Genomic DNA, 26,352 nt, shown 5'->3' on the forward strand with positions numbered 1-26,352 from the left:
GACTCTCGGCATAAAAAAACGCAGCCAGCTGGCTGCGTTTTTTATTTGATGACCTTCAGGGTCGGACGACCGCTCGGACGCGGCGGTTCCGGCTCGGGTTCCACCGGTGCTTCGGCTTGCTCCAGCCAGAGGTCATAACCCGGCTCAGGCGGGAACAGGGTTCCCACGCCGTTTTCCCGGGCATGGATGGCCAATACGGCCGCCATCGGGATGTAAACCTGCTGGGAGACACCACCAAAACGGGCGCTGAAGCTGATGGCTTCATTGTCCATGTGGAACTGCCCTACCGCACGGGGGGCGATGTTCAGCACTATCTGTCCATCCTGGACAAACTGCATCGGCACCATCACATGAGGGATGTTGACGTTGACCACCAGATGCGGGGTCAGGTCATTGTCCAGCAACCAGTCGAAGAACGCCCGCAGCAGGTACGGGCGACTGGGTGTCATTGTCGGTTCCATGCTCATACGCCGGCACGGATCTCGCGCTCGGCTTCAGTCAGGGAAGCCTGGAAAGACTCGCGCTCGAACAGACGAACCATGTAGGCCTTCAGCTCTTTGGCGCCACGACCGGTGAAGTCGATACCGAGGCTCGGCAGACGCCACAGCAGCGGGGCCATGTAGCAGTCGACCAGGCCAAACTCTTCGCTCATGAAATAGGGCATTTCACCGAAGATCGGCGCGATGGCCAGCAGGTTGTCCCGCAGTTCGGCACGCGCCGCATCCACGTCAGTACCCGCCATGATCTTGTCGGCCAGAGAATACCAGTCCAGCTCGATACGATGCATCATCAGACGGCTGTTGCCGCGGGCCACAGGGTAGACCGGCATCAGGGGCGGGTGCGGGAAGCGCTCGTCCAGATACTCCATGATGATGCGTGAGGTGTACAACGCCAGCTCGCGATCGACCAGGGTCGGTACGGTGTTGTAGGGGTTCAGCTCGGCCAGCTCATCCGGCAGGTTGCTTGGGTCAACCTGGCAGATATCTACGCTAACACCCTTCTCCGCCAGGACAATGCGCACCTGATGGCTGAACATATCGTTGGCACCGGAAAACAGCGTCATTACCGAACGCTTATTGGCAGCTACAGCCATTGAACCCTCCCGTCATTAAAAAACAGAAACGGCAATGAAGCCTCTTGGTCTTCATTGCCGTGCATTATATTACCCGGATCTGGTCGCTTAGTGAACGTCGCGCCAGAATTCCTTCTTCAACAGCACAGTGAAGATGAAGAAGATCACGATGAAGCCAAGTACCCAGAAGCCCATGCGTTCGCGCTCCTGTTGTACCGGTTCAGCCGAGTAGACCAAGAAGTTTACCAGATCCAGTACCGTCTGATCATACTCTTCGTTATTCATTTCACCGTTGCCGTCAGATTTGACACTGACAACCTGCTGTACTTCCACTCCGTCGACGGTGTGGGTCGCGAACTCGGCGCGGGGCGTGCCTTGCAGCGGCTCCAGCACATGGGGCATGCCCACGGACGGGAATACCACGTTGTTCACGCCAAACGGACGGGTCTCATCCACGTAGAAAGAACGCAGGTAGGTGTAAATCCAGTCGGCACCACGTACCCGGGCAACCAGGGTCAGATCGGGGGGGGGGGCGCCAAACCATTTGGCCGCATCCTTGTCCGGCACCGAGTTTTCCATCAGATCGCCGATCTTGGCACCATTGACGATCAGGTTGGCCGCCATCAGATCTTCCGGAATACCGATGTCTGCCGCCACCCGGTTGTAACGCTGGTACTGGGTGCTGTGACAGCCAAAGCAATAGTTCATGAAGGTTGCCGCACCACGCTGCAACGACGCCTTGTCGTTCAGGTCGTAGTTGGCCTTGTCCAGGTGCACAACCCCGGTGTTGGCAAACACCAGCGACGGCAGCAGGGTCAGCACTGCAAAAATTATTCTTTTCATTTAAATGTCACCCTCTCCGGCAGCGGCTTGGTGCTTTCATTCTTGCTGTAGAAGAACAACAGGACGAAGAAACCGAAATAACCCAGGGTACAGATCTGGGCGATCAGCGTCAGGGTCGGAGTCGATGGCAAGACGCCGAGCACCCCGAGAATGATGAAGCAGACCACGAACTGGGCGATGTTCAGCTTGTGCAGGGTACTGCGATAGCGCACCGAACGTACCTTGCAGCGATCCAGCCAGGGCAGCAGGAACAGCACCACGATGGAAAGCCCCATCATGATGACGCCCAGCAGCTTGTCAGGCACCGCCCGCAAGATGGCGTAGAAGGGGGTGAAATACCAGACAGGGGCAATGTGTGCCGGGGTCTTCAGACCGTTGGCCACTTCAAAGTTCGGCTTCTCGAGGAAATAACCCCACATGTCCGGTTTGAAGAAGATGATGGCGCAGAACAGGAACAGGAAGCCTGCAACCCCGATCATGTCCTTGACGGTGAAGTAGGGGTGGAATGCCACAGCATCCAGCGGCCAGCCGTTCTCGTCCTTGTGCTTCTTGATGTCGATGCCGTCCGGGTTGTTGGAACCCACTTCGTGCAACGCCAGGATGTGCATGGCAACCAGCATCACCAGTACCAGCGGCAGGGCGATGACGTGCAACGCGAAGAAGCGGTTCAGGGTAGCGCCGGAGATGACGTAGTCACCGCGGATCCACAGGGTCAGATCGTCACCGATGACCGGAATGGCGCCAAACAGCGAGATGATGACCTGGGCACCCCAGAACGACATCTGGCCCCACGGCAGCAGATAGCCCATGAAGGCTTCCGCCATCAGGCAGAGGAAGATCAGCATGCCGAAGATCCACAGCAGCTCGCGCGGCTTCTGGTAGGAGCCGTAGATCATGCCGCGGAACATGTGCAGATAGACCACGATAAAGAAGGCGGATGCACCGGTGGAGTGCATGTAGCGCAGCAACCAGCCGTAGTCCACATCCCGCATGATGTACTCGACGGAGGCGAAGGCACCTTCGGCGGAGGGGTTGTAGTTCATGGTCAGCCAGATACCCGTGATGATCTGGTTGACCAGCACCAGCATGGCGAGCGAGCCAAAGAAGTACCAGAAGTTCAGGTTCTTGGGCGCCGGGTACTTGGCCATGTGGTCGTTGTACATGGCAGTGAGCGGAAAGCGGTAGTCAATCCAGCCCATCAGTTTGGCAAACATGGTCAGGCCTCCTTGCCATCGGCACCGACCAGGATGGTGGTGTCGCTAAGATATTTGTACGGCGGAATGACCAGGTTCAAGGGTGCTGGCACCCCCTGGAACACTCGACCAGCCATGTCGAACTTGGAGCCATGACAGGGGCAGAAGAAGCCTGAGGTCACGCCTTGCACCTGCTCGCCAAAGCTGTCCGGCAGATAGGAGGGGGAGCAGCCCAGGTGAGTGCAGATACCGACGGCCACGAAGATCTCCGGCTTGATGGATCTGTAACCGTTGTGGGCATAGTCGGGTTGCTGGGGCTCGTCGGAAGCCGGATCGCGCAACTTGTCGTCGTGCGCGGCCAGGGCATCCAGCGTCTGCTTGGTGCGTTTCACCACCCAGACCGGCTTGCCTCGCCACTCAACACGGATGAGCTGGCCTGGTTCCAACTTACTGATATCCACTTCTACCGGAGCACCCGCCGCTTTGGCTTTGGCACTCGGGTTCCATGACTTAATAAACGGCACTGCGGTAAAAGCAGCTCCTACCCCACCAACGGCGACCGTTGACCAGGTAAGAAATCTGCGGCGACCGGTATCAACTGGCGCATTGCTCATCCAAAAACTCTCCCATGTGGACTCCGCACATTCTTATTGTGTCCCTGTTCCCCTTTCTTCCGTGACAACAGCGGCGGAAGCGGAGTTACAATTGTCACAGAAAAACCGAGGGAATTTTAAAGAAAAGATAACAACTTGACAAGAAAGAGAAGCGAAGGTCAAAAACAATAAATACACAATTTTTTGTCTTTTGTGACGTGGTGTTAGCAATGTCGTTGGTAATATTACCAATAAAAAAAGCCTGGCACATGGCCAGGCTTTTTTGACACTCGCGAGAGCGCGTACAAAAAGCGAATTAACGCTTGGAGTACTGCGGACGCTTACGAGCTTTGTGCAGACCGACTTTCTTACGCTCAACCTTACGGGCATCGCGAGTAACAAAGCCTGCTTTACGCAGTTCGGAACGCAGGGTTTCATCGTACTGCATCAGAGCACGAGTGATACCGTGGCGGATCGCACCAGCTTGACCGGAGATGCCACCACCGTTAACGGTGATGTACAGGTCCAGTTTCTCGGTCATCTCAACCAGTTCCAGCGGCTGACGAACTACCATGCGGGCAGTCGGACGGCCGAAGTACTGCTCCAGGGAGCGCTGGTTGATTACGATTTTACCGCTACCCGCTTTGATAAATACGCGAGCAGTGGAGCTTTTGCGACGGCCGGTACCGTAGTATTGATTTTCTGCCATTGTTGCCAGTTCCCGTTAGATATCCAGTACTTGAGGTTGCTGAGCAGCATGAGCGTGCTCGGCGCCTGCGTAAACTTTCAGCTTACGGAACATGGCACGGCCCAGCGGACCCTTCGGCAGCATGCCTTTGACGGCAGCTTCGATTACCATTTCCGGTTTACGCTGAATCAGCTTGTCGAAGCTGATGGACTTGATACCACCCGGGAAACCGGAGTGAGCATGGTACATTTTGTCGGTAAATTTCTTACCGGTTACGTGTACCTTCTCAGCGTTTACAACGATGATGTAATCACCGGTGTCAACGTGCGGAGTGTACTCAGCTTTGTGCTTACCACGCAGACGAGCAGCGATCTCGGTTGCGATACGACCCAGAGTTTTACCTTCTGCGTCCACAATGTACCAGTCACGTTTTACGGTTTCTGGCTTGGCAACGAAAGTTTTCATTAAGTTAAACCCAATTACCTGTTACAGACCCAATTGCTTATGGGGGCTCTCCCACAAACAACAAACGATGGCCTACCTGTACCCCTTCGAATACAAGTAAAGCTTAAAGTGTTGCTGTCTTATCGACAGCTGTAACGTGGGCCGGGCGATTATAAGTGAAGTTGCCTTAAATATCACCTGCTAATTTCACTGCCATGAAGCTAGCAAATGTCGCCCGGCCCTACCTGCCGCAGATGCCCATCCGACTGGCAGGCGCGGTATTGTGACTAAGGAAGGTGCACTCTGGCAAGGTATTCGTGCGATTGCATTTCCTGAAGCCGTGAAAGACAACGTTTGAACTCGAAATTCAGCAGCCCGTTGCCATAGAGTTCCTGCATGGGTACCGCCGCCGATATGATCAGCTTGACGTGCCTCTCATAGAACTCGTCCACCATGGCGATGAAGCGCCGCGCCGCGTCATCCGTGCCCGCCCCCATTGGCTGCACATTGGCCAGCAGGACGGTGTGAAACAGCCGGGCCAGTTCGATGTAATCGCCCTGTGAGCGGGGAGTACAGCAAAGTTGCTCAAACTCCATATAGAGCACACCTTCTCCCATCCCCAGCGACATCAGTTGACGGTGATTGATCTCGACACTGCCCGCCCGGGCCTCTTCCAGCCCGGTTAACTGCCGAAAATAACGATCCAGATTGGATTTTGCCTGCTGATCCAGCGGGAAGTGATAAATCTCCGCCTGCTCCAGCGTGCGCAGGCGATAGTCGGTGCCGCCGTCCACGTTAAGTATCTCGCAATGGCGCTCGATGAGCGCGATCGCCGGTAGAAAACGGGCCCGCTGCAGACCATTTCGATACAAATCCTGCGGTGGTATGTTCGAGGTCGCCACCAGTACCACTCCATGGCCGAACAACTCCTGGAACAGAGTCCCCAACAGCATGGCGTCGGTGATGTCGGAGACGAAAAACTCGTCGAAGCAGATGACGTCGGTCTCGCCGGCCAGCTTGCTGGCGATCAGCTTGAGCGGATCGGCCTGACCGGTCAGCCCCTTGAGCTCATCGTGCACCCGGTGCATGAAACGGTGGAAGTGAATGCGCAGCTTGCGCTCTCCCGGCAGGCTGTCGAAAAAAGTATCCATCAGCCAGGTCTTGCCTCTGCCCACTCCGCCCCACATATATAGACCCAGGATGGGCGTGCGGGGTTTCGGCTTTTGCAGCCAGCCCAGCAGGCCGCGGGATCTGGTCGGAGTCGGGGTTTGGCACAAATCCTGATAGAGTCGCTCCAGACGGGCCACTGCCATCGCCTGGGCGGGGTCGGCCACGAAGCCGGGGCGCTGCAAATCCTGCTGATACTTTTGCTGCGGGGTCATCCTGTCGATTGCCTTCAAGTCCCTGAATGAAGGACAAAATGGTATCACGCTCTCGGGGTGCACGGTATAGTGCCATCAAGGCGTAGCGGCCGCTTTGGCCGCATCAACCCACATTGATTTAGCTGTAACAAGGAGCATCTATGAGTCTGTTAAACGGGATCCTGCTGGCTGTCGCCGCCTTGATTATCGGTGTCATCATCGGCCGCTTCACAGTGCGCAGCCGGGATGCCGGCCGTCTGGAACAAGAACTAAAGAAGGCTCACAAGGAACTGGAAAGCTACCAGGGCCAGATCAATACCCACTTCGCCGACAGCGCCGCCCTGATGGAGCAGCTGGCCGAGCAGTACCAGACCCTTTATCGCCATATGGCGGAGCAGAGCAAGTTCCTGGCCAAGGCTCAGGAGCCGCTGTTCCGTGAAACCCTGCTCGACGAGAGCAGCGATGTCCCGGCCAATGAAGAACCGGGCGTACCACCCCGTGACTATGCAGGGGCCTCCGGTCTGCTCAAGCAGTCCAGTTAGTTCCCTGCGGAACTAATTGCGCGGTAGCGTGGTCAGACCTTGACGATTGCATTGCAACTTTTTCTGGGAGCTGTTTTTCATATGCGTAAACCTCTTTCTGTGCTCAGTGTGTTAGCCCTCAGTGTCGGTATCGCCATGTCTGCGGCCCCTGTACAGGCTGCACTGCCCTCTCTGCTGGCGAACAATCAGGAGATGCCGAGCCTGGCGCCGGTGCTCGAGCAGGTCACGCCTGCCGTGGTCAACATTTCAGTCTCCGGCAAGAAGATCACCCGCCAGCGTCTGCCGGAACAGTTCCGTTTCTTCTTCGGCCCCAACATGCCCGACGAGCAGGTGAGCGAGCAGCCCTTCCAGGCGCTCGGCTCCGGCGTCATCATCGATGCCAAGAAGGGCTACGTGATCACCAACGCCCACGTGGTGCACGAGGCGGACGAGATCAAGGTCAACTTGAAGGATGGCCGTGAATACGCCGCCAAGAAGATCGGCGAGGACAAGCAGTCCGACATCGCGCTGCTGCAAATCAAGGCCGAGGATCTGGTGCAGATCAAGTTTGCCGACTCCGACGAGCTGCGAGTCGGTGACTATGCGCTGGCCATCGGCAACCCGTTCGGCCTTGGCCAGACCGTTACCTCCGGCATCGTCAGTGCGCTTGGCCGCAGCGGCCTCAACATCGAAAATCTGGAAAACTTCATCCAGACCGATGCGGCCATCAACTCCGGCAACTCAGGTGGCGCCCTGCTCAACCTGCGCGGCGAGCTGATCGGCATCAACACCGCCATCCTGGGCCCGAACGGCGGCAACATCGGCATCGGCTTCGCCATTCCGTCCAACATGGTGCGCGACCTGTCCGAGCAGATCGTGAAATACGGGGAAGTGCGCCGCGGCCAGCTGGGTATCACCGGCACCGAGCTCACCTCCGAAATCGCCAAGACCTTCGGCTACAACAAGAAGGATGGTGCCTTCGTCAACCAGGTCATGCCTGACTCCGCCGCCGCCAAGGCGGGCATCAAGGCCGGCGATATCATCATCAGCATCGATGGCAAGGCCATCCGCTCGTTTGGTGAGCTGCGCGCCAAGATCGCCACCATGGGGGCTGACAAGCAGGTCGCTCTGGGCCTCATCCGCGATGGCAAGGAGCAGACCGTCAAGGTCACGCTGAAGAAGGCGGATGACAGCGAGATCCTGGCCAGCGCCCTGCACCCGGCACTGGAAGGGGCCAAGCTGAGCACCACCGCCGAGCCGGTGACCGGCGTGGCCGTGGCCGACATCGATCCGCGCTCACCTGCCGCCGCCTCCGGCCTGCAGAAGGGTGACATCATCATCGGGGTCAACCGCCTGCGCATCAACTCGCTGGAAGAGCTGAGCAAGGCGTTGAAGAACAAGCCGGATGTGCTGGCGCTGAACATCCAGCGCGGGGAATCCTCCCTCTATCTGGTGATCCGTTAACTGCCTCTCACCCGCGGCCCTCGCCGCGGGTGATTTTTATCCACCGATAGTGTTATTCTCTGCGCGCTGTATGTACGGATGAGAATGACATGAAAATCCCCCCTCTAGTCAGTTACTTGGGCAAGTCTGTCGGCTTCGGTCTCACCGTGGCGGCTCTTCTGTTGCTGCTGTTTCCCAATTTCCGTGGCGGGGCCCAGCTGCCCGGCCTCATCACCAATGCCCGTGAACTGAGTTTTTCCTACGCCGCCCACCGCGCCGGGCCGGCGGTCGTCAACATCTATACCCGCAGCTTCGCCCGCAACCAGGGCAATCAGGCCGAACTCAGGCCGCAAGGGCTCGGCTCCGGCGTCATCATGAGCCAGCGTGGCCACGTGCTGACCAACTATCACGTCATCGCCGATGCGGACCAGATCATCGTCGCGCTGCAGGATGGGCGGGTATTCAGCGCCGAGCTGGTCGGCTCCGATCAGCTGACCGATCTGGCGGTGCTCTACATCGAGTCGGACAATCTGCCGGTGATCCCGCAGGATCCGGAGCGCCTGCCCGACGTGGGCGACGTGGTGCTCGCCATCGGCAACCCCTACAACGTCGGCCAGACCATCACTCAGGGTATCATCAGCGCTACCGGCCGCATCGGCCTCTCCAGCATGGGCCCGGACAGCAACGGCCGGCAGGATCTGCTGCAGACCGACGCCGCCATCAACGAGGGCAACTCGGGGGGCGCCCTGGTCAATGCCCGCGGCGATCTGGTAGGCATCAACACCGCCGCCTACCACCTCAACGGCAATCAGGAGAGCTACGGCATCAGCTTCGCCATCCCCTACAAGCTGGCCAAGCGCATCATGGATGAGCTGATCGCCAACGGTCGGGTGATCCGCGGCTACCTCGGCATCTCCAGCGTCGAGATCAACCCCATCGTCGCCCGCATGATGAATCTGGGCGACCTGCGCGGCCTGGTGGTGGAGAGCCTGGATCCCAACGGCCCGGCCACCAGAGGCGGGCTGAAGCGGGGCGACGTGCTGCTCAAGATCAACGGCGAGGCCATCAGTGGTGTGCGTACCGCCATGGACAAGATCGTCGAGAGCCGGCCGGGCACCAAGCTCACCATCTCGGTGATCCGTGACGGCAAGCCGCTGGAGGTGGAGGTCACCATCGAAGAGGATCTGCGCTACCAGAACCGGGCCAGCGCAAGCGCCGCCACCGCCAGCTGATCCCGCCAATTCTCTTCGACAGGGGCGGTCAACCGCCCCTGTTTGCTTTTCCCGCTCTCCCCCATCCGTGAGGCGACTCACAGTTTCCAGCAAGCCTTGTCGGCCCGGCTCGACGGGCCAAGTGCGCCCTCGATCACACAAAGTCGGCCCCGATAGCAACCCTTTGCCCCTCCACCCCACAAAAATCACCGCTTTCGGCCCAAGCGTGCGGGAATTTCCGCTTCGAATCGGAAAAACAGTGCCTCCTCTCTCCTCTACTGCCGGCTTAGGGTAGCGCTATCCCTTCTGCCAGCCTTGGAGAGCAGACCTTGCACACAGAGACCCATGACCAGAACCTGACCCCGGACAGCCCGGCGTTGCTGCGCCAGACCGACCACACGCTGGCGCGCATCCACACCCTGCTCGGCGAGCAGGGCATCCGCCCCAACGAGGTACAGCGGCAGATGCTGGCCTCCCATGTCAAAGCCATGGTGTGGCGCTCCTACAGCGGTGAATCGCTGCCGGAGGTGGATCTCAGCCTGTTCGAGGAGATCTCCCCCCTCTCCCTGCGCCTGGCCGAACAGGTCGTCGCCTGGCTGGACAAGCTGGCCTATGAAGAGGCCCATCTGCTGTCCGTCCATTTCGAAGTTGCCAAAGAAAACGAACTCAGCTCAGTGAAAGGAGAAAGCTAAATGACAGCCATCAAACTCGTGATCGGTGATCGACTCGGCAAGGGCCAGAAAGTGGGGGCAGGCGCGGAAACCGCCGGTGCCAGCGTGACCATCATCCCCGGCATGGCCGCCGACATGAAGCTCGGTGACGTGATGAACAAGGAGCAGGCGGATCTCGGCATCTCCTTCTGCGGCAGCGGCGGCGCCGGTGCCATCACGGCGCAGACCAAGTACGGCTACAAGTGCCGCTACGGCATGCGCTCCATCGAAGAGGGCGTGACCGCCATCAACGAAGGCTGCGTGGTGCTGGGCTTCGGCTTCATGGACAAGGAAGAGCTGGGTCAGAAGCTGATCGAAGCCTTCGCCAAGAAACACGGACGCGCCTGATGAAAGAGGACTTCACCACCCAGGTCATGGTCAACGGCAAGGGACCGACTCGCCAGCAGGCGTTCGCCGCCGCCCTCAGCCAGGTGCAGCCAACGCTGCTCAAGGACAACCCGCGGGTGATGCTGCGCATCGAGCCGCTCGAGGTGCAGGTGCTCAAGGCCGAAGAGTCGGTCCGGGTGGAGAAGTTCCTGTTCTTCTTCCTGCCGCGCCAGCGCCGCGAATTCCGGGTCCAGCTGGCAATCACGGTCAAGGTCACCAGCCTGGATGCCGAGCAAGTAAGGTTCACCCTGGTGTGACGCCGCCCGCGGGTACCACCCCACAAGAAGGATACGTTGGATGTTTCTAATCATATTTATCAAGTCACTCATCATCGGCGGCCTGGTAGGCGTCGGGGTGGGGGCCGGCGCGGCACGGATGTTCCACGCGCCGACCGTACAGGGCATGGGAGCCTTCCGTACCCTGGGTGAGCTCAACTCCTGTGAAGGGGACCCCGCCTCCCACTTCTCGTTTGGTCTCGGCTTCTTCTTCAACGCCTGGGCTTCCACCGTGGCGGCCGGCGCCTTCACCCAGGATGTGGATCACCGCATCATTCCGCACTGGGCCACGGCGGCACTGCTGTTCAAGAACCGGGATCTCGTCACCACCCTGCACGACCCGAAGAAGATGGCCATTGCCGGCGGCATCATAGGTGCCATCGTGGTCGCCTTCCTCAACAGCACGGCCGCCGCCGTACCGGCCGCCCTGCAGGTCACCGCGGTCAAGGTGCTGGTACCGGCCGCCAACCTGCTGGTCAACACCGTCATGCCGGTGATCTTCTGGCTGGCCGCCATCGAGGCGGGCAAGAAGTCCGGTTTCTGGGCCACCATCTTCGGCGGTCTGGCCCAGCTCATCATGGGCAACGCGGTACCGGGCCTGGTGCTCGGCATCCTGATCGGCAAGGGCGTGGAAGAGAGCGGCTGGAACCATGTCACCAAGGTGATGATGGCGGCCATCGTCCTGCTGTTCGTGCTGAGCGGTTTCTTCCGCGGCTTCGACATGAAACTCATCGAGTCCTTCCATCTGGGGGTTCCCCTGTGGCTGGAAAACGTCCATAACCTGCTCAGCGGCAAATAAGGGGTCACACCGTGGATGAGAAACTGAAAAACAACTTCTGGTACGCCGACTGGTCCTTCCCCATCTTTGTCGGCCTGCTCTCGGCCGGGGTCTTTGCCGGTACCCACATGTTCTACCTGTACGGGGTCGGCGCCTTCAACGAGGTGGCCTTCGTCGCCATGCTCAAGGCAGGCATGGATACCGGTGCCTATGGCGCGGTGGCGGCCTTCGGCGCCAGCTTCCTGTTTGCCCGCATCATCGAGGGCTCCCTGGTGGGGATCCTGGATATCGGCGGCGCCATCCAGACCGGGGTAGGCCTCGGCGTGCCTGCCCTGCTGCTGGGGGCCGGCATCGTCTATCCGGTGGAGAACTTCGGTGCCTCGCTGGCGACCGGCATGGGGATTGGTCTGGCCATCGGCTACGTGATCATCCTGGCGCGCAAGTTCACCATCAACCAGAGCAACTCCACCTACGGCGCAGACGTCATGATGGGGGCTGGCAACAGCTCGGGCCGCTTCCTCGGCCCCCTCATCATCCTCTCCGCCATGGGCGCCTCGATCCCGATCGGTATCGGTTCCCTGCTGGGTGCTCTGCTGTTCTACGTGTGGGGCAAGCCCATCACCGGCGGCGCCATCCTGGGGGCCATGCTGCTCGGCACCTTCTTCCCGGTTGCACTTGCATAACCATCCGCCGCCCTGCGGGGCGGCGCTCGAGAGGCCATCTAGCATGTACGACATCATCATCAGAGCGGGACGCCAGGGAGATGGCCAGCTCGTCGATATCGCCATCCAGCAGGGCAAGATAGCCGCCATCGGCACCCTGCCGGAGACGACCGCGGCGCAGCAGATCCTGGATCTCGGCGGCCGGGTGCATGTGAGCGCCGGCTGGATCGACGGCCACACCCACTGCTATCCCGCTTCCCCCATCTATCACGATGAGCCGGACAAGGTGGGCGTGGAGTCCGGTGTCACCACCGTCATCGACGCCGGCAGCACCGGGGCCGACGACGTGGATGACTTCCAGCGTCTCGCCGCCGGCTGCAAGACCCGAGTGCACGCCCTGCTCAACATCTCCCGCATCGGCCTGTTGCGCCAGAACGAGCTGGCCGACAGCCGGGACCTCGACATGGATCTCGCCTCGGCGGCCATCCGCCGCCACCCCGGCTTCATCGTCGGCATCAAGGCGCGGATGAGCGGCAGCGTAGTGGGTGAGAACGGCCTGCAGCCGCTACGCATGGCCAAGGCACTGCAACAGGCCCACGGCCGGCTGCCGCTGATGGTACACGTGGGCAACACGCCGCCGGATCTGGACGAGATCGTCGCCCTGCTGGGCGATGGCGATCTGCTGACCCACTGCTTCAACGGCAAGCCCAACCGCATCCTGACCCCGGCCGGCGAACTGCGCCAGGCGGTGCGTGAGGCGATGCAGCGGGGCCTCTTGCTCGACATCGGCCACGGCGGCGCCAGCTTCAGCTTCGAGGTGGCGGAGCTGGCCATTGCCCAAGGGATCCTGCCCCGCACCATCAGCTCCGACATTTACTGCAAGAACCGCATCAAGGGACCGGTCTACAGCCTGGCCCACGTGATGTCGAAATTTCTCGCCATCGGCATGACCCTGGAGCAGGTGATCGCCTGCGTCACCCACCATGCCGCCGATGCCCTGCGTCTGCCCGGCAAGGGGCGACTCGAGGTGGGCGCCGATGCCGACCTGACCCTGTTCGAGGTGAGCAGCGGCCCCACCCTCTTTACCGATACCGAAGCCGGCGCCCGCAATGGCGATCGGCAGTTGCTACCCCTCGCCGCCCTGGTCGGTGGCGAACTGGTTCTGACTCACTATGGGAAATCACACCATGCCTTCTGTGTATGAGAAATATCAGCTCAAACCGGTGATCAATGCCTCCGGACGCATGACCATTCTCGGCGTCTCCACCCCTGAGCAGGAGGTGGTCGACGCGGTCAACTTCGGCCTCGGCCACTACTTCGAGGTGAAGGATCTGGTCAACAAGACCGGCGCCTACCTGGCAGGCTTGCTGGACGTGGAAGATGCGGTGGTGGTCTCCTGCGCCAGCGCCGGCATCGCCCAGTCGGTGGCCGCAGTGATAGTGCGCGGCGACCCCTACCGCCTCGAGCAGTTGCACGCCCATGCCCACGGTGTGCCGAGCGAAATCGTGCTGCCCAAGGGACACAACGTCAACTTCGGCGCCCCGGTCGGCACCATGGTCAACCTGGGTGGCGGCAAGGTGGTGGAGGCCGGCTATGCCAACGAGTGCTCTGCCGCCCAGCTGGCCGCCGCCATCAATGCCAACACAGCTGCCATCCTCTATATCAAATCCCACCACTGCGTGCAGAAGAGCATTCTGTCGGTGGCCGAGGCAGCCGAGGTGGCCAAGGCCCACGGGCTCCCGCTCATCGTCGATGCCGCAGCCGAGGAAGATCTGCGTCTCTACTACAACCAGGGGGCCGATCTGGTCATCTACAGCGGCGCCAAGGCCATCGAAGGGCCCACCAGCGGGCTGGTGCTCGGCAAGCGCCAGTATGTGGAGTGGGTCAAGCAGCAGGCCAACGGCATCGGTCGCGCCATGAAGGTGGGCAAGGAGGGGATCCTCGGCCTCACCCACGCCATCGAGCGCTACCTGGCCAAAGAGAAGGAGAGCGGCGCCGCCATGGTCACCAAGATGACCCCCTTTATCGAGCGCCTCAACCAGTTGCCCGGCGTCAGTGCCAAGGTGGTGTGGGACAGCGCGGGGCGCGACATCGCCCGCACCGACATCGCCTTCGACCACCAGCAGATCGGCATGACCACAGTGCAGGTCGTCAGCCGTCTGCAACAGGGCACACCTGCCATCTACTGCCGTGGCTACAAGGCCAACGAGGGGCACATCGAGATAGACGTGCGCAGCGTCACCCTGCCCCAGCTCGACCAGATCCATACCGCCATTGCCCACCTCGTTCAGGAGAACAACTGATGTCTCTTACTCCCAATTACTACCGCGATCGGGTCTGCCTCAACGTGCTGGCCGGCTCCCGACAGAATGCCGTCGACATTTATGAGGCCGCCGAGGGCCATGTGCTGGTCGGCGTGCTCTCCAAAAACTACCCGGATGTGCCCTCCGCCGTCGCTGACATGCAGGCCTACGCCAAGCTTATCGACAACGCCCTCTCCATCGGGCTGGGGGCCGGCGATCCGCGCCAGTCCGCCATGGTGGCCGAGCTGGCTCGCCAGCTGCAGCCCCAGCACGTCAACCAGGTATTCACCGGCGTCGGCGCCAGCCGGGCGCTGCTCGGCCAGTCTGACACCCTCGTCAATGGCCTTGTCTCTCCCACCGGCACCCCGGGGATGGTGAAGATCTCCACCGGCCCCCTGAGTAGCCAGCAGCCCGACGGCATCGTCCCCATCGACACCGCCATCGCCCTGCTCAAGGACATGGGCGGCAGCTCGGTCAAGTTCTTCCCCATGGGCGGACTGGCCTGCCGCGCCGAGTATCAGGCGGTGGCCGAGGCCTGCGCTCGCCACGGTTTCTGGCTGGAGCCCACCGGCGGCATCGATCTCGACAACTTCGAAGAGATAGTGCGGATTGCGCTGGATGCCGGGGTCGAGAAGGTGATCCCCCACATCTACAGCTCCATCATCGACAGCGCGAGCGGTCAGACCCGTCCCGAGGACGTGCGTACCCTGCTGACCACGGTGAAGCGGCTGCTGGCCTGACAGCCCTCAGGCACCGGTCCGATCACTGACTGGTGCCTGGCTTGTTAATGACCCGCTTGTTAACATCGATTTTTCATTCCGCGACAGGAGTCCGTTCCCCCCTCATGATCAAGCTGCCCCACCCCAGACTCCATCAACTGCTCACTCTGCTCCACGCCGAACCGCTGCCGCAGGAGGAGCTGGCCCGCCGCCTCAATGTCTCCACCCGCACAGTGCGCACCGACGTGGCGACCCTGAACGAGATCATCGCCACCCGGGGCGCCCACCTGATCCACCAGCGCGGCAGCGGCTACCAGCTCAAGATCTACAATCAGGAACTGTTCGCGGCGCTGCTGGCGGCCCAGGAGCAGGAGAGCGGCTTGCCCCGCACCAGCCGCGAGCGAGTGCTGCACCTGCAGATCCTGCTGTTGACGGCGGAGCAGGGCATCAAGCTCGACGAGCTGGCGGACACCTGGTATCTGAGCCGGGCGGCACTACAGGGGGACATGGCGGAGGTGCGGGAGCGGCTCGCCCACTTCGGACTCGCCATCGACAGCAAACCCAGGCAGGGGATGCGGATCCAGGGGGGCGAGACGGCCATCCGCGCCTGCCTCACCCAGTTGCTTTACCAGGAGCTGCTGCACAGCAACCCGCTGCAGAGCCTGCTGCCCAACCTCTGCCCCAGCAAGACGCTGGAGGTAGTGGGCAATCACATCCACGAGCAGCTCGGCCGTCATCAGCTGCGCCTGGCCGATGAGAGTCTGCAGCAGCTCGCCATCTACTGCGCCGTCGCCCTGCTGCGCCAGGCGGCCGGCCACGAGCTGCGCCAATTCACCAGCGAAGATCTCACGGCGCCTCTGCTGGCGGTTGCCCGCGACATCTATGACGAGCTGCCGACCCTGACCCCGCCGGAGGAGGAGGAGATAGCCTGCCTCGCCATCCAGATCCAGGCCCGCCTCACCGCCGATGCCCCCCAGCTCAGCCCGGCCATGGCGGCCGAGAGCGAACAGCTGGTGGAGCATCTGCTGGCCTACATCCACCAGCACTACCCCTATGACCTGCGCGGCGATCTGCAACTGCGGGCCGACCTGCAGACCCATATCAGCGCCATGCTGCTGCGGGTCAAATACCAGATCGGCAGCCACAATCCGCTGGCGGACCACATCAAGCAGTACTACCCCCTCGCCTACGACATCACGCTGGCAGCCATCTCGGAGTGGATCAGGCAGACTCCCTATCGGCTAACCCACCACGAGATAGGCTATCTGGTGATCCACATCGGGGTCGGACTGGAGCGTCACTACGACATCGGTTACACCCGCCGCCCCCAGGCGCTGCTGCTATGCGATGCGGGCAACGCCACTTTTCGGGTGCTGGAGGCCCGCATCAAGCGGGAGTATCCCCAGTTGCAGCTGACCACGCTGGAGTCGGTACGGGATTACGAAGGGCTGGCGCGGATCGAGCAGGACTTCGTCATCAGCACCGTCAAGGCCGGCGAGAAGAACGTGCCTGTGGTGCAGGTCGCCCCTTTCCCGACCCAGTACCAGCTGGAGCAGCTCGGCAAACTGGTGCTGGTCGATCGCACCCGCCCCTACCTACTCGACAAGTACTTCGATGCCGACCACTTCATGGTGGTCGCTGAGCCGCTTAGCCAGGCGGCGCTGTTTGATCGCATCTGCAGCCAGCTGGAGGCGGAGGATCTGGTGGAGAGCGGCTTTCGGGGATCGTTGCAGGAGCGGGAGCGGATCGTCTCCACCATGCTGGGGGACGGCATCGCCCTGCCCCACTCCCTCGGCCTGTTGGCGCGCCGCACCCTGGTCTATACCGTGCTGGCCCCGCAGGGGATCGACTGGGGCAACGGCGAGAGCGCTACCCTCGTCTTCGTGCTGGCCATCGCCAAGGCCGACTACGAAGAGGCCATGGGGCTCTATGACCTGTTCCTGGCACTGATGAACGAAAAAGCCAGCAGGAGTCTGCTGGCTTGTCGGGATTTTGCAGCCTTCAAGGCGCTGGCACGCAGCGCACCTTGAGCATGCCGAGGTGCGTTACTCCTCGTTGAAGCCCGAGGTGAACAGCGCCACCACGGCGGCCAGGGCCTCCACTTCCTCGGGCCCCTCCACCTGAACTTCCACCTGCTTGCCCTGGGCGGAGTCCAGCATCAACAGGCCGATCACGCTGTCCGCGTCGGCTTCGACCCCCTCTTCATTGCGCAGCAACACGTGGGCATCGAACCCCTGCACCAGCTCGAACAGCATCATGGCCGGTCTGGCATGCATGCCCAGTTTGTTTTTCACTTCCACCGAGGCTGAGACGGTCATCTGATCTTCCTATTGGTCCATCAAAATTGCGGCGCACTCTTGTCGAGGGTGCGGTGGCGGATCTGGACGTTCTTGCCCAGCAGACGGAAGGCGCCGGCCAGCTGCTCGGCAATGAACACCGATCTGTGCTGGCCACCGGTGCAACCGATGCCGACCGTCACATAGCTGCGATTGTTGCGCTCCAGGTGAGGCAACCAGGTCGCCAGCATGTTCTCGATCTGCAGGATGAACTGCATCACGTCGGGCTGACTGGAGAGGTAGCGGGCCACCGGCTCATCCTTGCCGGTGAAGGGTTTGAGCTCGGGGATCCAGTGCGGATTGGGCAGGAAGCGGGCATCGAACACGAAGTCGGCATCCTTGGGAATGCCGTACTTGAAGCCGAACGACTCGAACACCAGCACCAGCTCGTTCTCCTTCTTGCCGAGCACCCGGGTCTTGATGAGCTCGCTCAGGTCGTGAATGCTGAGGTTGGTGGTATCGATGCGCAGGTCGGCCGTCGAGGAGAGCGGCGCCAGCAGGTGGGTCTCCTCCCGAATCGCCTCGTCCAGCGACAACTGATTGCGTGACAAGGGATGCAGCCGGCGGCTCTCGCCGTAGCGCTTGAGCAGGGTGGAGTTTTCCGCATCGAAGAAGAAGCTCGAGAACTCCACCCGCCCCTCGTTGCGAACCTGGGCCAGCAGGGTTTCCAGCTTGTCCGGGCTCGCCGGCAGGTTGCGCACGTCGATGCTGACCGCCAGCTTGTCATACTGGCTCTCGACCGAGACGATCAGCTGGGGCAGCAGGTTGACCGGCAGGTTATCCACGCAGTAATAACCGAGATCCTCCAGCACACGCAGGGCAACTGTCTTGCCCGAGCCGGAGCGCCCACTCACCACTATTAATTGCATCTTGTTCCCTCACCGCTTGGCGTCATTGCAAGGGCCTGCATCTCAGGCCGATGTCATGATCTGATAGAGTTCTTCGTCACTGGTTGCCTGGCGCAACTGGCGGCATACCGCCTTGTCGCCCAGTTTGGATGCCATCAGGGAAAGGGTCTTGAGGTGCTGCTTGCACTCGCTTTCCGGCACCAGCAGGGCGAACAGCAGGTCAACCGGTTGATTGTCGATGGAATCGAAGGGGATCGGCTCTGCGAAGGTCATCAGGATGGCGGTCGGCGGAAACTCGTCGCCGATCCGGCCGTGGGGAATGGCGATACCGGCACCGATCCCGGTACTGCCCATTTTTTCTCGCGCCAGCAGGCACTCGAAGAGTACCTGACGAGAGGTCCCCAGACGCTCAGCGGCTAACTCGCTGATGATCTCCAGGGCGCGTTTCTTGCTGGTACAAGGGACCGCACTTTTGGTGCAGTCCCGACTCAGTATGTGTTCAAGTTGCATGGTTATTTTTGATTTAACTTATCTTTGTGCTTGATGATCTGCCGATCCAGCTTGTCCAGCAGGGTATCAATCGCAGCGTACATGTCGGCATGCTGCGAATTGGCGAACACCTCACCCCCGCTGACATGCAGCTTGGCTTCGGCGATCTGGTTCAGTTTTTCTACGCTCAACACCACATGAACATTGTTGATGTGGTCAAAGTGACGCTCGAGTTTGGCAAATTTGTTGTTCACATAATCACGCAGAGCTTCGGTGATCTCGACATGGTGTCCGGTCAGGTTAATTTGCATAACGTCTTCCTTTTGTTTTGCCTAAACCAGGCGTTTGCGCTGATTGGATGGCGGGATCAACAAGGATTCACGGTACTTTGCGATCGTGCGTCTCGCCACCATAATACCCTGTTCGGCCAGCAAATCCGCGATCTTGCTATCACTTAGCGGCTTGGCGGGATTCTCCGCCGTGACCAGCTTCTTGATGAGCGCGCGAATTGCGGTCGATGAGCACTCTCCTCCTCCCTCCGTGTTGACATGACTGGAGAAAAAAAACTTCAGTTCGAAGATGCCGCGCGGTGTATGCATGTACTTCTGGGTCGTGACCCGCGAGATGGTCGACTCGTGCATCTCCACCGCTTCGGCGATGTCGTTGAGCACCATGGGTTTCATGGCCTCTTCACCGTATTCGAAAAAGCCCTGCTGCTGCTCGACGATGCAGCTGGCCACCTTGAGCAGGGTGTCGTTGCGGCTCTCCAGGCTCTTGATGAACCACTTGGCTTCCTGCAGGTGGGAGCGGATGAACTGGGTATCCTGGCTGGTGCGAGCCTGACGGGCCATGGCGGCATAGGTCTCGTTGACCCGGATGCGCGGGGCCGAGTCCGGATTGAGCTCGACCACCCACTTGTTGCCCTTCTTGACCACGGAAACATCCGGAATCACGTACTGGGATTCACTCTGGATGACGCCGTTGCCGGGTCTCGGCTCCAGCTGCTGGATCAAATCCAGCACCTCCTTGAGGTCGCTCTCCTTGAGCCGGGTCTTGCGCGCCAGGGTGCGGTAGTCGCGATTGCCGAGCAAGTCCATGTGCTCGAGGATCACCTCCTTGGCCTCGTTGAGCCAAGGCAGGTCCGGGGAGTATTGGCCCAGCTGGATCAGCAGGCACTCCTGCACCGAGCGAGCGGCGATGCCGACAGGATCGAAATGCTGCACTCGCTTGAGCACGGCCTCCACTTCATCGAGCTCCACCTCGACATCCTCGCTGCTTACCGCAGTCTGGATATCCTCCAGCGACACCGTCAGATAACCGGATTCGTCGATGGCGTCGATGATGGCGAGAGCGATGGCGGCATCCACGTCGCTGAACGGCGTCAGGCGCATCTGCCACAGCAGATAATCCTGCAGGTTTTCGGTGGTTTCGCCCTGATAGATGCTGTCTTCGCCGTCGTGGATCGGGCCCGCGCTCTGGGCCGTGCCAGCCGAGTAGACCTCTTCCCAGGTGGTATCTACCGGCAGTTCGTCCGGCATGTTGTCCTGGGACATAGCATCGCTGGAGTCGAGTTGGCTGGCATCGACCGGCTCTTCCGGGCTGGTCTCCTGCACATCATTTTCCTCTTGCTCCAGCAAGGGGTTGTTGTCGAGCGCTTGCTGAATTTCCTGCTGGAGTTCCAGAGTGGAGAGCTGGAGCAGACGAATCGCTTGTTGTAATTGCGGCGTCATGGTCAGGGACTGGCCGAGACGCAACTGTAATGTCGGCTTCATCTACGTCGGGATATCCTTATGTTCAGCGAGGCAGTCGTCACAGGAAATGAAGAGATGCCCCCTTACTATAGACTGAATTGATCGCCCAAATAGACGCGCTTGACCTGTTCGTCGGCCAGTATGTCGGCCGGTGCACCTTCGGCAATCATCTTGCCGTGGCTGACGATATAGGCCTTCTCACATACGTCCAGAGTCTCTCTGACGTTGTGGTCGGTGATCAAGACGCCCAGGCCCCTATCTTTGAGATGCTGGATGATCTTCTTGATGTCTATCACAGAAATGGGGTCTACCCCGGCAAACGGCTCATCCAGCAGGATAAAACGCGGCTCGGCAGCCAGTGCCCGGGCGATCTCGACCCGGCGCCGCTCCCCGCCCGACAGGCTCTGCCCCAGGCTGTCACGGATATGGGTGATGTTGAACTCTTCCAGCAGTTGCTGGACCTTGTCCTCCCGCTCTTCGCGGCTCAGCCCCTTGCGGGTCTGCATCACCCCCATCAGGTTGTCGAACACCGACAGGCGACGGAAGATGGAGGCTTCCTGCGGCAGATAGCCGATGCCGTTGCGGGCACGGATATGCATGGGTTGCAGGCTGATGTCCTGATCATCGATGGTGATGAGGCCGGCATCGCTTTGTACCAGCCCCACGATCATGTAGAAGGAGGTGGTTTTGCCGGCGCCGTTCGGCCCTAACAGCCCGACGATCTGGCCGGTACCCACTTCCAGGCTCACATCGCTCACTACCATGCGGCGCTTGTAACTTTTTTGCAGGCCGGCTGCTTTCAACACTGCCATGGTTTATTTTCCCTGCTTCTTCTGATCGGCCGGCTTGTCGAAATTCTCTACCTGATCCGGCAGGAACACCGTCTTGACCCGCTGGTTCGGGGTCTTGCTCTCGGCAATCATCTTCTGTTTGACGATGTCGTAACGGATCAGGTCGCCATTGACCTGGCTGTCTTCCTGCTTGAGCTGACCGTTGCCGGTGATGGTCACCAAGCGGTTCTTCAGCTCATAGCGGATGCTGTTGCCATGGGCATTGACCGGCTTGCCGTTGTCCAGGATCTGGAAGAAGGTGGCAGGCTTGCCATAGGCCGTCATCACCTCGGCACCCTTCTCGCCGGAGCGGATCACCACCACCTTGTCCGCCTTGATCTTGATGGTGCCCTGAGTGATGGTCACATCCTGCTCGAAGGTGATGCGGTTGTCCTGCATCTCGGCCACCTGCTTGACCGCATCCACATAGACCTTCTCGGCAAAGTCGGACTCTTTGGCGCTCACGGTGCCGCACAGCAGCAGGGCCGCGAGGGCCAGATTAGCGTTTTTCATTGAAATAGATGGCATGGCCCTGATCCAGTAATTCAAAATATTTGCGTTCCAGATGACCCTTCAGGCCGACGCCCTCGGTCTGGAAATCCTTACCCACTATGCTGACCTGCTGATTGCTTCTTACGTTCTGGGTCACCAGATCCAGCTCCAGATAGGGGGTATCCAGCGTGGAGATGAAAGAGGTGGGCAACAAGCCGTCCAGATGTACCTTGTCCCGCAGGATCACGTTGTCATCGGTGTTGAGCACGCCGGTATCGGCAGTGACCTTCCACTCGGGCTCGCCCTGCTTGTCGAACATGTAGACCACCGGCTTGTCAAAAGTGGCCTGCTCGAGGATCTGGTAGTACTCCGCATAGCGGGACTCCAGCCGCTCGGTGCGACGCCCCTCGACATCGAAGCGGGTCGTCACCAGATTCTTGGCGGTGAAGTCCGGCTGATAATTCTCCACCTTGGTGGTCGGCTCCGGCGCCAGCTCGATGTCGCCGAGCTGCCAGGCGGCCAGCGCAACCAGGAACAGCAGGGCGAACAACAGGGTCTGTCTGCTCATACCGAGGCCTCTGGCTGATAGTCACCCAGCCCCTGGGCCTGCAAAATGAGATCGCACACCTCGCGCACCGCGCCCACACCACCGGCCAGCCGGGTCACCATGTCGGCCCGCGCCAGCACCAGCGGATGGGCATCGGCCACGGCGATGCCGAGACTACAGGCCTGCATCACCGGCAGATCGATGGTGTCATCGCCAATGTAGGCTGCCTGCTCCGGGGTCAGTGCCAGTTTGGTCAACAGCGCCTCGAAGTGGGGCAGCTTCTGATCCGCCCCCTGTACCAGGTGCTGCACCCCCAGGCTCTTCATCCGATCGCTGACGATACGGGAGTTGCGCCCGGTGATGATGGCAATCTCGATCCCGGCGTTGAGCAGCGCGCGCATACCGGCACCGTCGCGGGTACAAAAGGTCTTCAGCTCTTCGCCGTCATTTCCCATGTAGATGAGGCCGTTGGAGAGCACCCCGTCCACATCGCACACCAGCAGGCGGATCTGCGCCGCCTTCTCAAACTGGCTGCGCGTCACCGGACCATAGAGGGTCGGTACGTTTTGCATCAAATTACTCCGGCTTTCAGCAGGTCGTGCATGTTGAAGGCACCCAGCGGGCGCTTGTCGCCATCCACAACCAGTAATCCGTTGATCTTTCTGGTTTCCATCAGTTTGACGGCCTCGGCTGCCATCATCTCCGGTCCCACGGTAACACAGTTGACCGTCATCACGCGGCTGATCGGGGTGTGGTGGATATCCACCTGCAGGTCCAAAATGCGGCGCAAGTCGCCGTCGGTGAACAGGCCAGCCAGACGGCCATCGGCATCGGCCACGGCCGTCATGCCGAGCCCCTTGCGGCTCACTTCCAGCAGTGCCTGGCTGATGGTGGCATCTATCCCCACCTGGGGCAACAGCTCACCGCTGTGCATCAGATCGCCGACCCGCAGCAGCAGTCGCTTGCCAAGGGAACCGCCCGGGTGAGAGAGGGCAAAATCGTCGGCGGTAAAGCCGCGGGCTTCCAGCAGGGCCACCGCCAGCGCATCGCCCATCACCAAAGTCGCAGTGGTGCTGGACGTGGGTGCCAGCCCCAGCGGGCAGGCTTCTTTCTCTACCTTGATGCACAGGTGCACGTTGGCCTCTTTCGCCATGGTGGAGACCGGGTTGCCGGTCATGCAGATGAGCGGGATGCCGCGGCGCTTGAGCACTGGCAACAGGGCCAGGATCTCGTCGCTTTCGCCGGAGTTGGAGATGGCGATGATGAGATCGCCGCCGGAGATCATCCCCAGATCACCGTGGCTGGCTTCACCCGGATGGAGGAAGAAGGCGGGAGTGCCGGTGCTGGCCAGGGTGGCCGCAATCTTGCTTCCGACATGACCTGACTTGCCCATGCCGGTAACCACTATCTTGCCACTGCAGCGCAGTATCATCTCGCACGCCTGATCGAAGGCATCGTTCAGGTACTGGTAGAGTCCATCAATCGCTTGTTTCTCGATGTCCAGCACGGTACGGGCGCTGCGACGAAAATCGAACAGTTCAGACACTTTTTCAGACTTTACAGACATAAAAGCACAGCTCCGGGCTGAAATTTGCTGCGGGATTATAAAAAAGTCTGTCGAGATAAGCGAATCGGATACTTCCCGACCTGAAAAGAGAGACAATTGGTTACAAAAAACTGTCGCGCGTCTGGACAGGCAGGCTGTTCAATAGTTGTTCCTTGCTGTTGCTTAGACCTAGACTAGCCCATAAAATTCGCTCTTCATTTACACCGGATGGACAATTGTTTGAACGATGACCTGATCACCATCTCCGACCTGACCTTCAGTCACGGAGATCGGCTGTTATACGACGGGATAAACCTGACCATTCCCCGTGGCAAGGTCACTGCGGTCATGGGCCCCAGCGGCATCGGCAAGACCACCTTGCTGCGGTTGATCGGCGGCCAGCTCAAGCCCGAATCCGGTCATATCCTGTTTGACGGGGAAGATATCCCCACCCTCTCCCGTTCGCGCCTGTACGAGGTGCGCAAGCGGATGAGCATGCTGTTCCAGAGCGGCGCCCTGTTTACCGGCATGACGGTGTACGACAACGTGGCCTTCCCGCTACGCGAGCACTCCGGCCTGCCCGAGGAGCTGATCCACACCATCGTCATGATGAAGCTGCAGGCGGTCGGCCTGCGCGGCGCGGCAAGACTGATGCCGTCCGAGCTCTCCGGCGGCATGGCCCGGCGCGCGGCGCTGGCCCGCTCCATCGCGCTGGATCCGGACCTCATCATGTATGACGAGCCGTTCGTCGGCCAGGATCCCATCACCATGGCGGTGCTGGTGAAGCTCATCAAGGATATGAACGATGCCCTCGGCATCACCTCCGTCATCGTCACCCACGACGTGAAAGAGGTGCTGAGCATTGCCGACTACGCCTATATCATCGCCAACCGCAAGGTGGTGGCGCACGGCACGCCGGCCCAGCTGCGCGAGGAGCACAATCCCGAGGTCGAGCAGTTCCTGAAAGGATTGCCCGACGGTCCTGTTCCGTTTCATTTTCCGGCAGGCGACCTGCTACAGGATCTCTGATGTTGACAAGCCAGGTAAGCAAACTGGGGCGAAGTGGGGTGCGATTCATCAGCGCCATCGGCCGCGCCACCATCATGTTGTTTCACGCGTTGGCGGGTAAACCCGCACCGCGCAAGCACTTCCCGCTGCTGGTGCAGCAGTTGTATGTGGTCGGGGTGCAGTCGGTCGCCATCATTCTGGTGTCGGGCCTGTTCATCGGCATGGTGCTCTCGTTGCAGGGCTACAACGTACTGAAAGACTTCGGTGCCGAGCAGAGTCTGGGGCCGCTGGTCTCCCTCTCCTTGCTACGGGAGCTGGGCCCCGTGGTGACCGCGCTGCTGTTTGCCGGCCGCGCCGGCTCGGCCCTCACCGCCGAGATCGGCCTGATGAAGGCCACCGAACAGCTCTCCAGCCTGGAGATGATGGCGGTGGACCCACTGCGCCGGGTCGTCGCGCCGCGCTTCTGGGCCGGGGTCATCAGCATGCCGCTGCTGGCCTTCATGTTCAGCCTGATCGGCATCTTCGGCGGCAAGCTGGTCGGTGTCGACTGGCTGGGGGTGGACGAAGGCAGCTTCTGGTCCGCCATGCAAGCCTCCGTCGACTGGCAGGATGACATCATGCAGGGGGCTATCAAGAGTCTGATCTTTGCTCTGGTGGTCACCTGGATTGCGCTCTTTAACGGTTATGATGCCAAGCCGACCTCGGCCGGGATCAGTCAGGCCACGACCCGTACCGTGGTCCACTCCTCCCTGGCCGTGCTCGGCCTGGATTTTATACTCACCGCAGTCATGTTTGGATAAGGTAAAGATGAAGTTCAGCAAAGTAGAATTCCTGGTTGGCGCTTTCATGCTGGCCGGCATCGGTGCCATTCTGGCGTTGGCACTGCAAGTGGCAGGTTTGAGTTTCAAACCGGAAGGAGAAACCTATACCCTGCGCGCCCATTTCGATAATATCGGCGGCCTGAAAGTGCGCTCACCGGTCAAGGTGGGCGGTGTGGTCGTCGGTCGGGTCAGCGACATCACTCTGGACGCCAAGAGCCAGGTGCCGATCGTCTCTTTGCAGATGCAGAAGAGCGCCGGTGAGTTCTCCGAGACCAGTACCCTCTCCATCCTGACTTCGGGGCTGCTCGGCGAGCAGTACATAGGCCTGATGCCCGGCTTTACCGATGAGGAGATGGGCACCAGCATGCTCAAGGATGGCGACATGATTGAAGACACCAAATCCGCCATTGTGCTGGAAGACCTGATTGGCAAGTTCCTCTACAGCCAGTCTTCCGACACCAAATCAGACAGCAAGTAAGGA

Annotated in this window: 33 protein-coding genes; 15 read left to right on the forward strand and 18 right to left on the reverse strand. The window is 60.4% G+C overall.

Features of this window, described 5'->3' with window-relative positions; translation table 11 throughout:
• Positions 1 to 41: 41 nt before the first annotated feature.
• The 8 genes from PG900_RS18145 to zapE form a co-directional block, all read right to left on the reverse strand.
• On the reverse strand, positions 42 to 467 hold the full coding sequence (locus PG900_RS18145; protein ID WP_017409380.1) for a ClpXP protease specificity-enhancing factor: 426 nt from the start codon (positions 465 to 467) through the stop codon (positions 42 to 44).
• Entirely contained in the window at positions 464 to 1,093 is a 630-nt protein-coding gene (sspA, locus tag PG900_RS18150; RefSeq protein WP_011707594.1) for a stringent starvation protein SspA, read from the reverse strand. The genes PG900_RS18145 and sspA overlap by 4 nt, the downstream gene beginning before the upstream one ends.
• Before the next feature lie 87 nt (positions 1,094 to 1,180).
• Positions 1,181 to 1,915, reverse strand: a complete 735-nt coding sequence (locus PG900_RS18155) for a cytochrome c1 (RefSeq protein ID WP_085734751.1) — start codon at positions 1,913 to 1,915, stop codon at positions 1,181 to 1,183.
• A complete protein-coding gene (locus PG900_RS18160) occupies positions 1,912 to 3,129 on the reverse strand; it encodes a cytochrome b (protein WP_011707596.1) in 1,218 nt (405 codons plus the stop codon). The genes PG900_RS18155 and PG900_RS18160 overlap by 4 nt, the downstream gene beginning before the upstream one ends.
• 2 nt (positions 3,130 to 3,131) lie before the next feature.
• Positions 3,132 to 3,722 (reverse strand): ubiquinol-cytochrome c reductase iron-sulfur subunit, encoded by a 591-nt coding sequence (petA, locus tag PG900_RS18165; RefSeq protein ID WP_011707597.1) that lies wholly within the window; start codon positions 3,720 to 3,722, stop codon positions 3,132 to 3,134.
• A 295-nt stretch (positions 3,723 to 4,017) separates the two neighbouring features.
• Positions 4,018 to 4,410, reverse strand: coding sequence for a 30S ribosomal protein S9 (rpsI, locus tag PG900_RS18170; RefSeq protein ID WP_005336286.1), 393 nt, complete (start codon positions 4,408 to 4,410; stop codon positions 4,018 to 4,020).
• A 15-nt stretch (positions 4,411 to 4,425) separates the two neighbouring features.
• Positions 4,426 to 4,854 carry a 50S ribosomal protein L13 gene (gene rplM / locus PG900_RS18175; protein ID WP_005336289.1) on the reverse strand — a complete coding sequence of 143 codons (429 nt, stop codon included), beginning with the start codon at positions 4,852 to 4,854 and terminating at the stop codon, positions 4,426 to 4,428.
• Positions 4,855 to 5,120: 266 nt separating this feature from the next.
• The gene (gene zapE, locus PG900_RS18180; RefSeq protein WP_270831962.1) at positions 5,121 to 6,215 is read right to left on the reverse strand and encodes a cell division protein ZapE; all 1,095 of its coding nucleotides are present in this window, start codon (positions 6,213 to 6,215) and stop codon (positions 5,121 to 5,123) included.
• Positions 6,216 to 6,355: 140 nt separating this feature from the next.
• On the opposite strand from zapE, the gene PG900_RS18185 reads away from it, so the two are divergent.
• The 12 genes from PG900_RS18185 (at position 6,356) to PG900_RS18240 (ending at position 17,233) form a co-directional block, all read left to right on the forward strand.
• Positions 6,356 to 6,736 carry a YhcB family protein gene (locus tag PG900_RS18185; RefSeq protein WP_011707599.1) on the forward strand — a complete coding sequence of 127 codons (381 nt, stop codon included), beginning with the start codon at positions 6,356 to 6,358 and terminating at the stop codon, positions 6,734 to 6,736.
• 81 nt (positions 6,737 to 6,817) lie between these two features.
• Complete coding sequence (locus PG900_RS18190; protein WP_011707600.1) at positions 6,818 to 8,179, forward strand: Do family serine endopeptidase; 1,362 nt, start codon at positions 6,818 to 6,820, stop codon at positions 8,177 to 8,179.
• A gap of 89 nt (positions 8,180 to 8,268) precedes the next feature.
• On the forward strand, positions 8,269 to 9,390 hold the full coding sequence (gene degS / locus PG900_RS18195) for an outer membrane-stress sensor serine endopeptidase DegS (protein ID WP_011707601.1): 1,122 nt from the start codon (positions 8,269 to 8,271) through the stop codon (positions 9,388 to 9,390).
• Positions 9,391 to 9,698: 308 nt separating this feature from the next.
• Positions 9,699 to 10,061: a transcriptional regulator gene (locus PG900_RS18200; protein WP_017409378.1), complete on the forward strand. Its 363-nt coding sequence runs from the start codon at positions 9,699 to 9,701 to the stop codon at positions 10,059 to 10,061.
• Entirely contained in the window at positions 10,062 to 10,427 is a 366-nt protein-coding gene (locus PG900_RS18205; protein ID WP_011707603.1) for a glycine-rich SFCGS family protein, read from the forward strand.
• Positions 10,427 to 10,723 carry a DUF4312 family protein gene (locus tag PG900_RS18210; protein WP_106551612.1) on the forward strand — a complete coding sequence of 99 codons (297 nt, stop codon included), beginning with the start codon at positions 10,427 to 10,429 and terminating at the stop codon, positions 10,721 to 10,723. The genes PG900_RS18205 and PG900_RS18210 overlap by 1 nt, the downstream gene beginning before the upstream one ends.
• A gap of 40 nt (positions 10,724 to 10,763) precedes the next feature.
• Positions 10,764 to 11,540, forward strand: a complete 777-nt coding sequence (locus PG900_RS18215; RefSeq protein ID WP_106551611.1) for a DUF4311 domain-containing protein — start codon at positions 10,764 to 10,766, stop codon at positions 11,538 to 11,540.
• Between the two features lie 11 nt (positions 11,541 to 11,551).
• On the forward strand, positions 11,552 to 12,202 hold the full coding sequence (locus PG900_RS18220) for a DUF4310 family protein (protein ID WP_011707606.1): 651 nt from the start codon (positions 11,552 to 11,554) through the stop codon (positions 12,200 to 12,202).
• A gap of 43 nt (positions 12,203 to 12,245) precedes the next feature.
• Positions 12,246 to 13,385 (forward strand): amidohydrolase/deacetylase family metallohydrolase, encoded by a 1,140-nt coding sequence (locus PG900_RS18225; protein ID WP_270831965.1) that lies wholly within the window; start codon positions 12,246 to 12,248, stop codon positions 13,383 to 13,385.
• Positions 13,369 to 14,484, forward strand: a complete 1,116-nt coding sequence (locus PG900_RS18230) for a DgaE family pyridoxal phosphate-dependent ammonia lyase (RefSeq protein WP_270831966.1) — start codon at positions 13,369 to 13,371, stop codon at positions 14,482 to 14,484. Before PG900_RS18225 ends, PG900_RS18230 begins: the two co-directional genes overlap by 17 nt.
• Positions 14,484 to 15,224, forward strand: coding sequence for a 2-dehydro-3-deoxy-phosphogluconate aldolase (gene dagF, locus PG900_RS18235; protein ID WP_043126797.1), 741 nt, complete (start codon positions 14,484 to 14,486; stop codon positions 15,222 to 15,224). The genes PG900_RS18230 and dagF overlap by 1 nt, the downstream gene beginning before the upstream one ends.
• 104 nt (positions 15,225 to 15,328) lie before the next feature.
• Positions 15,329 to 17,233, forward strand: coding sequence for a BglG family transcription antiterminator (locus PG900_RS18240; RefSeq protein WP_270831969.1), 1,905 nt, complete (start codon positions 15,329 to 15,331; stop codon positions 17,231 to 17,233).
• Positions 17,234 to 17,248: 15 nt separating this feature from the next.
• On the opposite strand, the gene npr is transcribed toward PG900_RS18240, so the two are convergent.
• The 10 genes from npr to PG900_RS18290 form a co-directional block, all read right to left on the reverse strand.
• Positions 17,249 to 17,521 carry a PTS phosphocarrier protein NPr gene (gene npr / locus PG900_RS18245; RefSeq protein WP_005305943.1) on the reverse strand — a complete coding sequence of 91 codons (273 nt, stop codon included), beginning with the start codon at positions 17,519 to 17,521 and terminating at the stop codon, positions 17,249 to 17,251.
• A gap of 20 nt (positions 17,522 to 17,541) precedes the next feature.
• Entirely contained in the window at positions 17,542 to 18,408 is an 867-nt protein-coding gene (rapZ, locus tag PG900_RS18250; RefSeq protein ID WP_011707611.1) for an RNase adapter RapZ, read from the reverse strand.
• Positions 18,409 to 18,450: 42 nt separating this feature from the next.
• Positions 18,451 to 18,897 (reverse strand): PTS IIA-like nitrogen regulatory protein PtsN, encoded by a 447-nt coding sequence (ptsN, locus tag PG900_RS18255; protein ID WP_005305951.1) that lies wholly within the window; start codon positions 18,895 to 18,897, stop codon positions 18,451 to 18,453.
• A gap of 2 nt (positions 18,898 to 18,899) precedes the next feature.
• Complete coding sequence (hpf, locus tag PG900_RS18260) at positions 18,900 to 19,187, reverse strand: ribosome hibernation promoting factor (protein WP_005305957.1); 288 nt, start codon at positions 19,185 to 19,187, stop codon at positions 18,900 to 18,902.
• 21 nt (positions 19,188 to 19,208) lie between these two features.
• Positions 19,209 to 20,648 carry an RNA polymerase factor sigma-54 gene (locus PG900_RS18265; RefSeq protein ID WP_011707612.1) on the reverse strand — a complete coding sequence of 480 codons (1,440 nt, stop codon included), beginning with the start codon at positions 20,646 to 20,648 and terminating at the stop codon, positions 19,209 to 19,211.
• Between the two features lie 65 nt (positions 20,649 to 20,713).
• Complete coding sequence (lptB, locus tag PG900_RS18270) at positions 20,714 to 21,439, reverse strand: LPS export ABC transporter ATP-binding protein (RefSeq protein WP_011707613.1); 726 nt, start codon at positions 21,437 to 21,439, stop codon at positions 20,714 to 20,716.
• 3 nt (positions 21,440 to 21,442) lie between these two features.
• Positions 21,443 to 21,970, reverse strand: coding sequence for a lipopolysaccharide transport periplasmic protein LptA (gene lptA, locus PG900_RS18275; RefSeq protein WP_016352198.1), 528 nt, complete (start codon positions 21,968 to 21,970; stop codon positions 21,443 to 21,445).
• Complete coding sequence (gene lptC, locus PG900_RS18280; RefSeq protein WP_016352199.1) at positions 21,957 to 22,517, reverse strand: LPS export ABC transporter periplasmic protein LptC; 561 nt, start codon at positions 22,515 to 22,517, stop codon at positions 21,957 to 21,959. Before lptC ends, lptA begins: the two co-directional genes overlap by 14 nt.
• Positions 22,514 to 23,068, reverse strand: coding sequence for a 3-deoxy-manno-octulosonate-8-phosphatase KdsC (gene kdsC / locus PG900_RS18285; RefSeq protein ID WP_270831970.1), 555 nt, complete (start codon positions 23,066 to 23,068; stop codon positions 22,514 to 22,516). Before kdsC ends, lptC begins: the two co-directional genes overlap by 4 nt.
• A complete protein-coding gene (locus PG900_RS18290; RefSeq protein WP_073351984.1) occupies positions 23,068 to 24,063 on the reverse strand; it encodes a KpsF/GutQ family sugar-phosphate isomerase in 996 nt (331 codons plus the stop codon). The genes kdsC and PG900_RS18290 overlap by 1 nt, the downstream gene beginning before the upstream one ends.
• Before the next feature lie 207 nt (positions 24,064 to 24,270).
• Here PG900_RS18290 and mlaF point away from each other — a divergent pair, with 207 nt between their 5' ends.
• The 3 genes from mlaF to mlaD are packed head-to-tail and all read left to right on the forward strand — an operon-like array spanning position 24,271 to position 26,349.
• Positions 24,271 to 25,071, forward strand: coding sequence for a phospholipid ABC transporter ATP-binding protein MlaF (gene mlaF, locus PG900_RS18295; RefSeq protein WP_011707618.1), 801 nt, complete (start codon positions 24,271 to 24,273; stop codon positions 25,069 to 25,071).
• Positions 25,071 to 25,850, forward strand: a complete 780-nt coding sequence (gene mlaE, locus PG900_RS18300) for a lipid asymmetry maintenance ABC transporter permease subunit MlaE (RefSeq protein ID WP_011707619.1) — start codon at positions 25,071 to 25,073, stop codon at positions 25,848 to 25,850. The genes mlaF and mlaE overlap by 1 nt, the downstream gene beginning before the upstream one ends.
• A 7-nt stretch (positions 25,851 to 25,857) precedes the next feature.
• Positions 25,858 to 26,349, forward strand: coding sequence for an outer membrane lipid asymmetry maintenance protein MlaD (mlaD, locus tag PG900_RS18305; protein WP_011707620.1), 492 nt, complete (start codon positions 25,858 to 25,860; stop codon positions 26,347 to 26,349).
• Positions 26,350 to 26,352 lie beyond the last annotated feature (3 nt).

The organism is Aeromonas sp. QDB03 (assembly GCF_027707985.1).
Taxonomy (GTDB): Bacteria; Pseudomonadota; Gammaproteobacteria; order Enterobacterales; family Aeromonadaceae; genus Aeromonas; species Aeromonas hydrophila.

Excerpts from the sequence above, each read along its gene's own strand:
- hpf (WP_005305957.1), bottom strand. The coding sequence starts at position 19,187 with ATGCAAATTAACCTGACCGGACACCATGTCGAGATCACCGAAGCTCTG.
- PG900_RS18145 (WP_017409380.1), bottom strand. The coding sequence starts at position 467 with ATGAGCATGGAACCGACAATGACACCCAGTCGCCCGTACCTGCTGCGG.
- rplM (WP_005336289.1), bottom strand. The coding sequence starts at position 4,854 with ATGAAAACTTTCGTTGCCAAGCCAGAAACCGTAAAACGTGACTGGTAC.
- PG900_RS18290 (WP_073351984.1), bottom strand. The coding sequence starts at position 24,063 with ATGTCTGTAAAGTCTGAAAAAGTGTCTGAACTGTTCGATTTTCGTCGC.
- mlaD (WP_011707620.1), top strand. The coding sequence starts at position 25,858 with ATGAAGTTCAGCAAAGTAGAATTCCTGGTTGGCGCTTTCATGCTGGCC.
- ptsN (WP_005305951.1), bottom strand. The coding sequence starts at position 18,897 with ATGCAACTTGAACACATACTGAGTCGGGACTGCACCAAAAGTGCGGTC.
- zapE (WP_270831962.1), bottom strand. The coding sequence starts at position 6,215 with ATGACCCCGCAGCAAAAGTATCAGCAGGATTTGCAGCGCCCCGGCTTC.
- rpsI (WP_005336286.1), bottom strand. The coding sequence starts at position 4,410 with ATGGCAGAAAATCAATACTACGGTACCGGCCGTCGCAAAAGCTCCACT.
- mlaE (WP_011707619.1), top strand. The coding sequence starts at position 25,071 with ATGTTGACAAGCCAGGTAAGCAAACTGGGGCGAAGTGGGGTGCGATTC.
- lptA (WP_016352198.1), bottom strand. The coding sequence starts at position 21,970 with ATGAAAAACGCTAATCTGGCCCTCGCGGCCCTGCTGCTGTGCGGCACC.
- PG900_RS18160 (WP_011707596.1), bottom strand. The coding sequence starts at position 3,129 with ATGTTTGCCAAACTGATGGGCTGGATTGACTACCGCTTTCCGCTCACT.
- PG900_RS18190 (WP_011707600.1), top strand. The coding sequence starts at position 6,818 with ATGCGTAAACCTCTTTCTGTGCTCAGTGTGTTAGCCCTCAGTGTCGGT.
- PG900_RS18205 (WP_011707603.1), top strand. The coding sequence starts at position 10,062 with ATGACAGCCATCAAACTCGTGATCGGTGATCGACTCGGCAAGGGCCAG.
- PG900_RS18265 (WP_011707612.1), bottom strand. The coding sequence starts at position 20,648 with ATGAAGCCGACATTACAGTTGCGTCTCGGCCAGTCCCTGACCATGACG.
- rapZ (WP_011707611.1), bottom strand. The coding sequence starts at position 18,408 with ATGCAATTAATAGTGGTGAGTGGGCGCTCCGGCTCGGGCAAGACAGTT.
- lptC (WP_016352199.1), bottom strand. The coding sequence starts at position 22,517 with ATGAGCAGACAGACCCTGTTGTTCGCCCTGCTGTTCCTGGTTGCGCTG.
- PG900_RS18155 (WP_085734751.1), bottom strand. The coding sequence starts at position 1,915 with ATGAAAAGAATAATTTTTGCAGTGCTGACCCTGCTGCCGTCGCTGGTG.
- mlaF (WP_011707618.1), top strand. The coding sequence starts at position 24,271 with ATGGACAATTGTTTGAACGATGACCTGATCACCATCTCCGACCTGACC.
- PG900_RS18185 (WP_011707599.1), top strand. The coding sequence starts at position 6,356 with ATGAGTCTGTTAAACGGGATCCTGCTGGCTGTCGCCGCCTTGATTATC.
- dagF (WP_043126797.1), top strand. The coding sequence starts at position 14,484 with ATGTCTCTTACTCCCAATTACTACCGCGATCGGGTCTGCCTCAACGTG.
- degS (WP_011707601.1), top strand. The coding sequence starts at position 8,269 with ATGAAAATCCCCCCTCTAGTCAGTTACTTGGGCAAGTCTGTCGGCTTC.
- PG900_RS18215 (WP_106551611.1), top strand. The coding sequence starts at position 10,764 with ATGTTTCTAATCATATTTATCAAGTCACTCATCATCGGCGGCCTGGTA.
- sspA (WP_011707594.1), bottom strand. The coding sequence starts at position 1,093 with ATGGCTGTAGCTGCCAATAAGCGTTCGGTAATGACGCTGTTTTCCGGT.
- PG900_RS18210 (WP_106551612.1), top strand. The coding sequence starts at position 10,427 with ATGAAAGAGGACTTCACCACCCAGGTCATGGTCAACGGCAAGGGACCG.
- petA (WP_011707597.1), bottom strand. The coding sequence starts at position 3,722 with ATGAGCAATGCGCCAGTTGATACCGGTCGCCGCAGATTTCTTACCTGG.
- kdsC (WP_270831970.1), bottom strand. The coding sequence starts at position 23,068 with ATGCAAAACGTACCGACCCTCTATGGTCCGGTGACGCGCAGCCAGTTT.
- PG900_RS18225 (WP_270831965.1), top strand. The coding sequence starts at position 12,246 with ATGTACGACATCATCATCAGAGCGGGACGCCAGGGAGATGGCCAGCTC.
- PG900_RS18230 (WP_270831966.1), top strand. The coding sequence starts at position 13,369 with ATGCCTTCTGTGTATGAGAAATATCAGCTCAAACCGGTGATCAATGCC.
- lptB (WP_011707613.1), bottom strand. The coding sequence starts at position 21,439 with ATGGCAGTGTTGAAAGCAGCCGGCCTGCAAAAAAGTTACAAGCGCCGC.
- PG900_RS18240 (WP_270831969.1), top strand. The coding sequence starts at position 15,329 with ATGATCAAGCTGCCCCACCCCAGACTCCATCAACTGCTCACTCTGCTC.
- npr (WP_005305943.1), bottom strand. The coding sequence starts at position 17,521 with ATGACCGTCTCAGCCTCGGTGGAAGTGAAAAACAAACTGGGCATGCAT.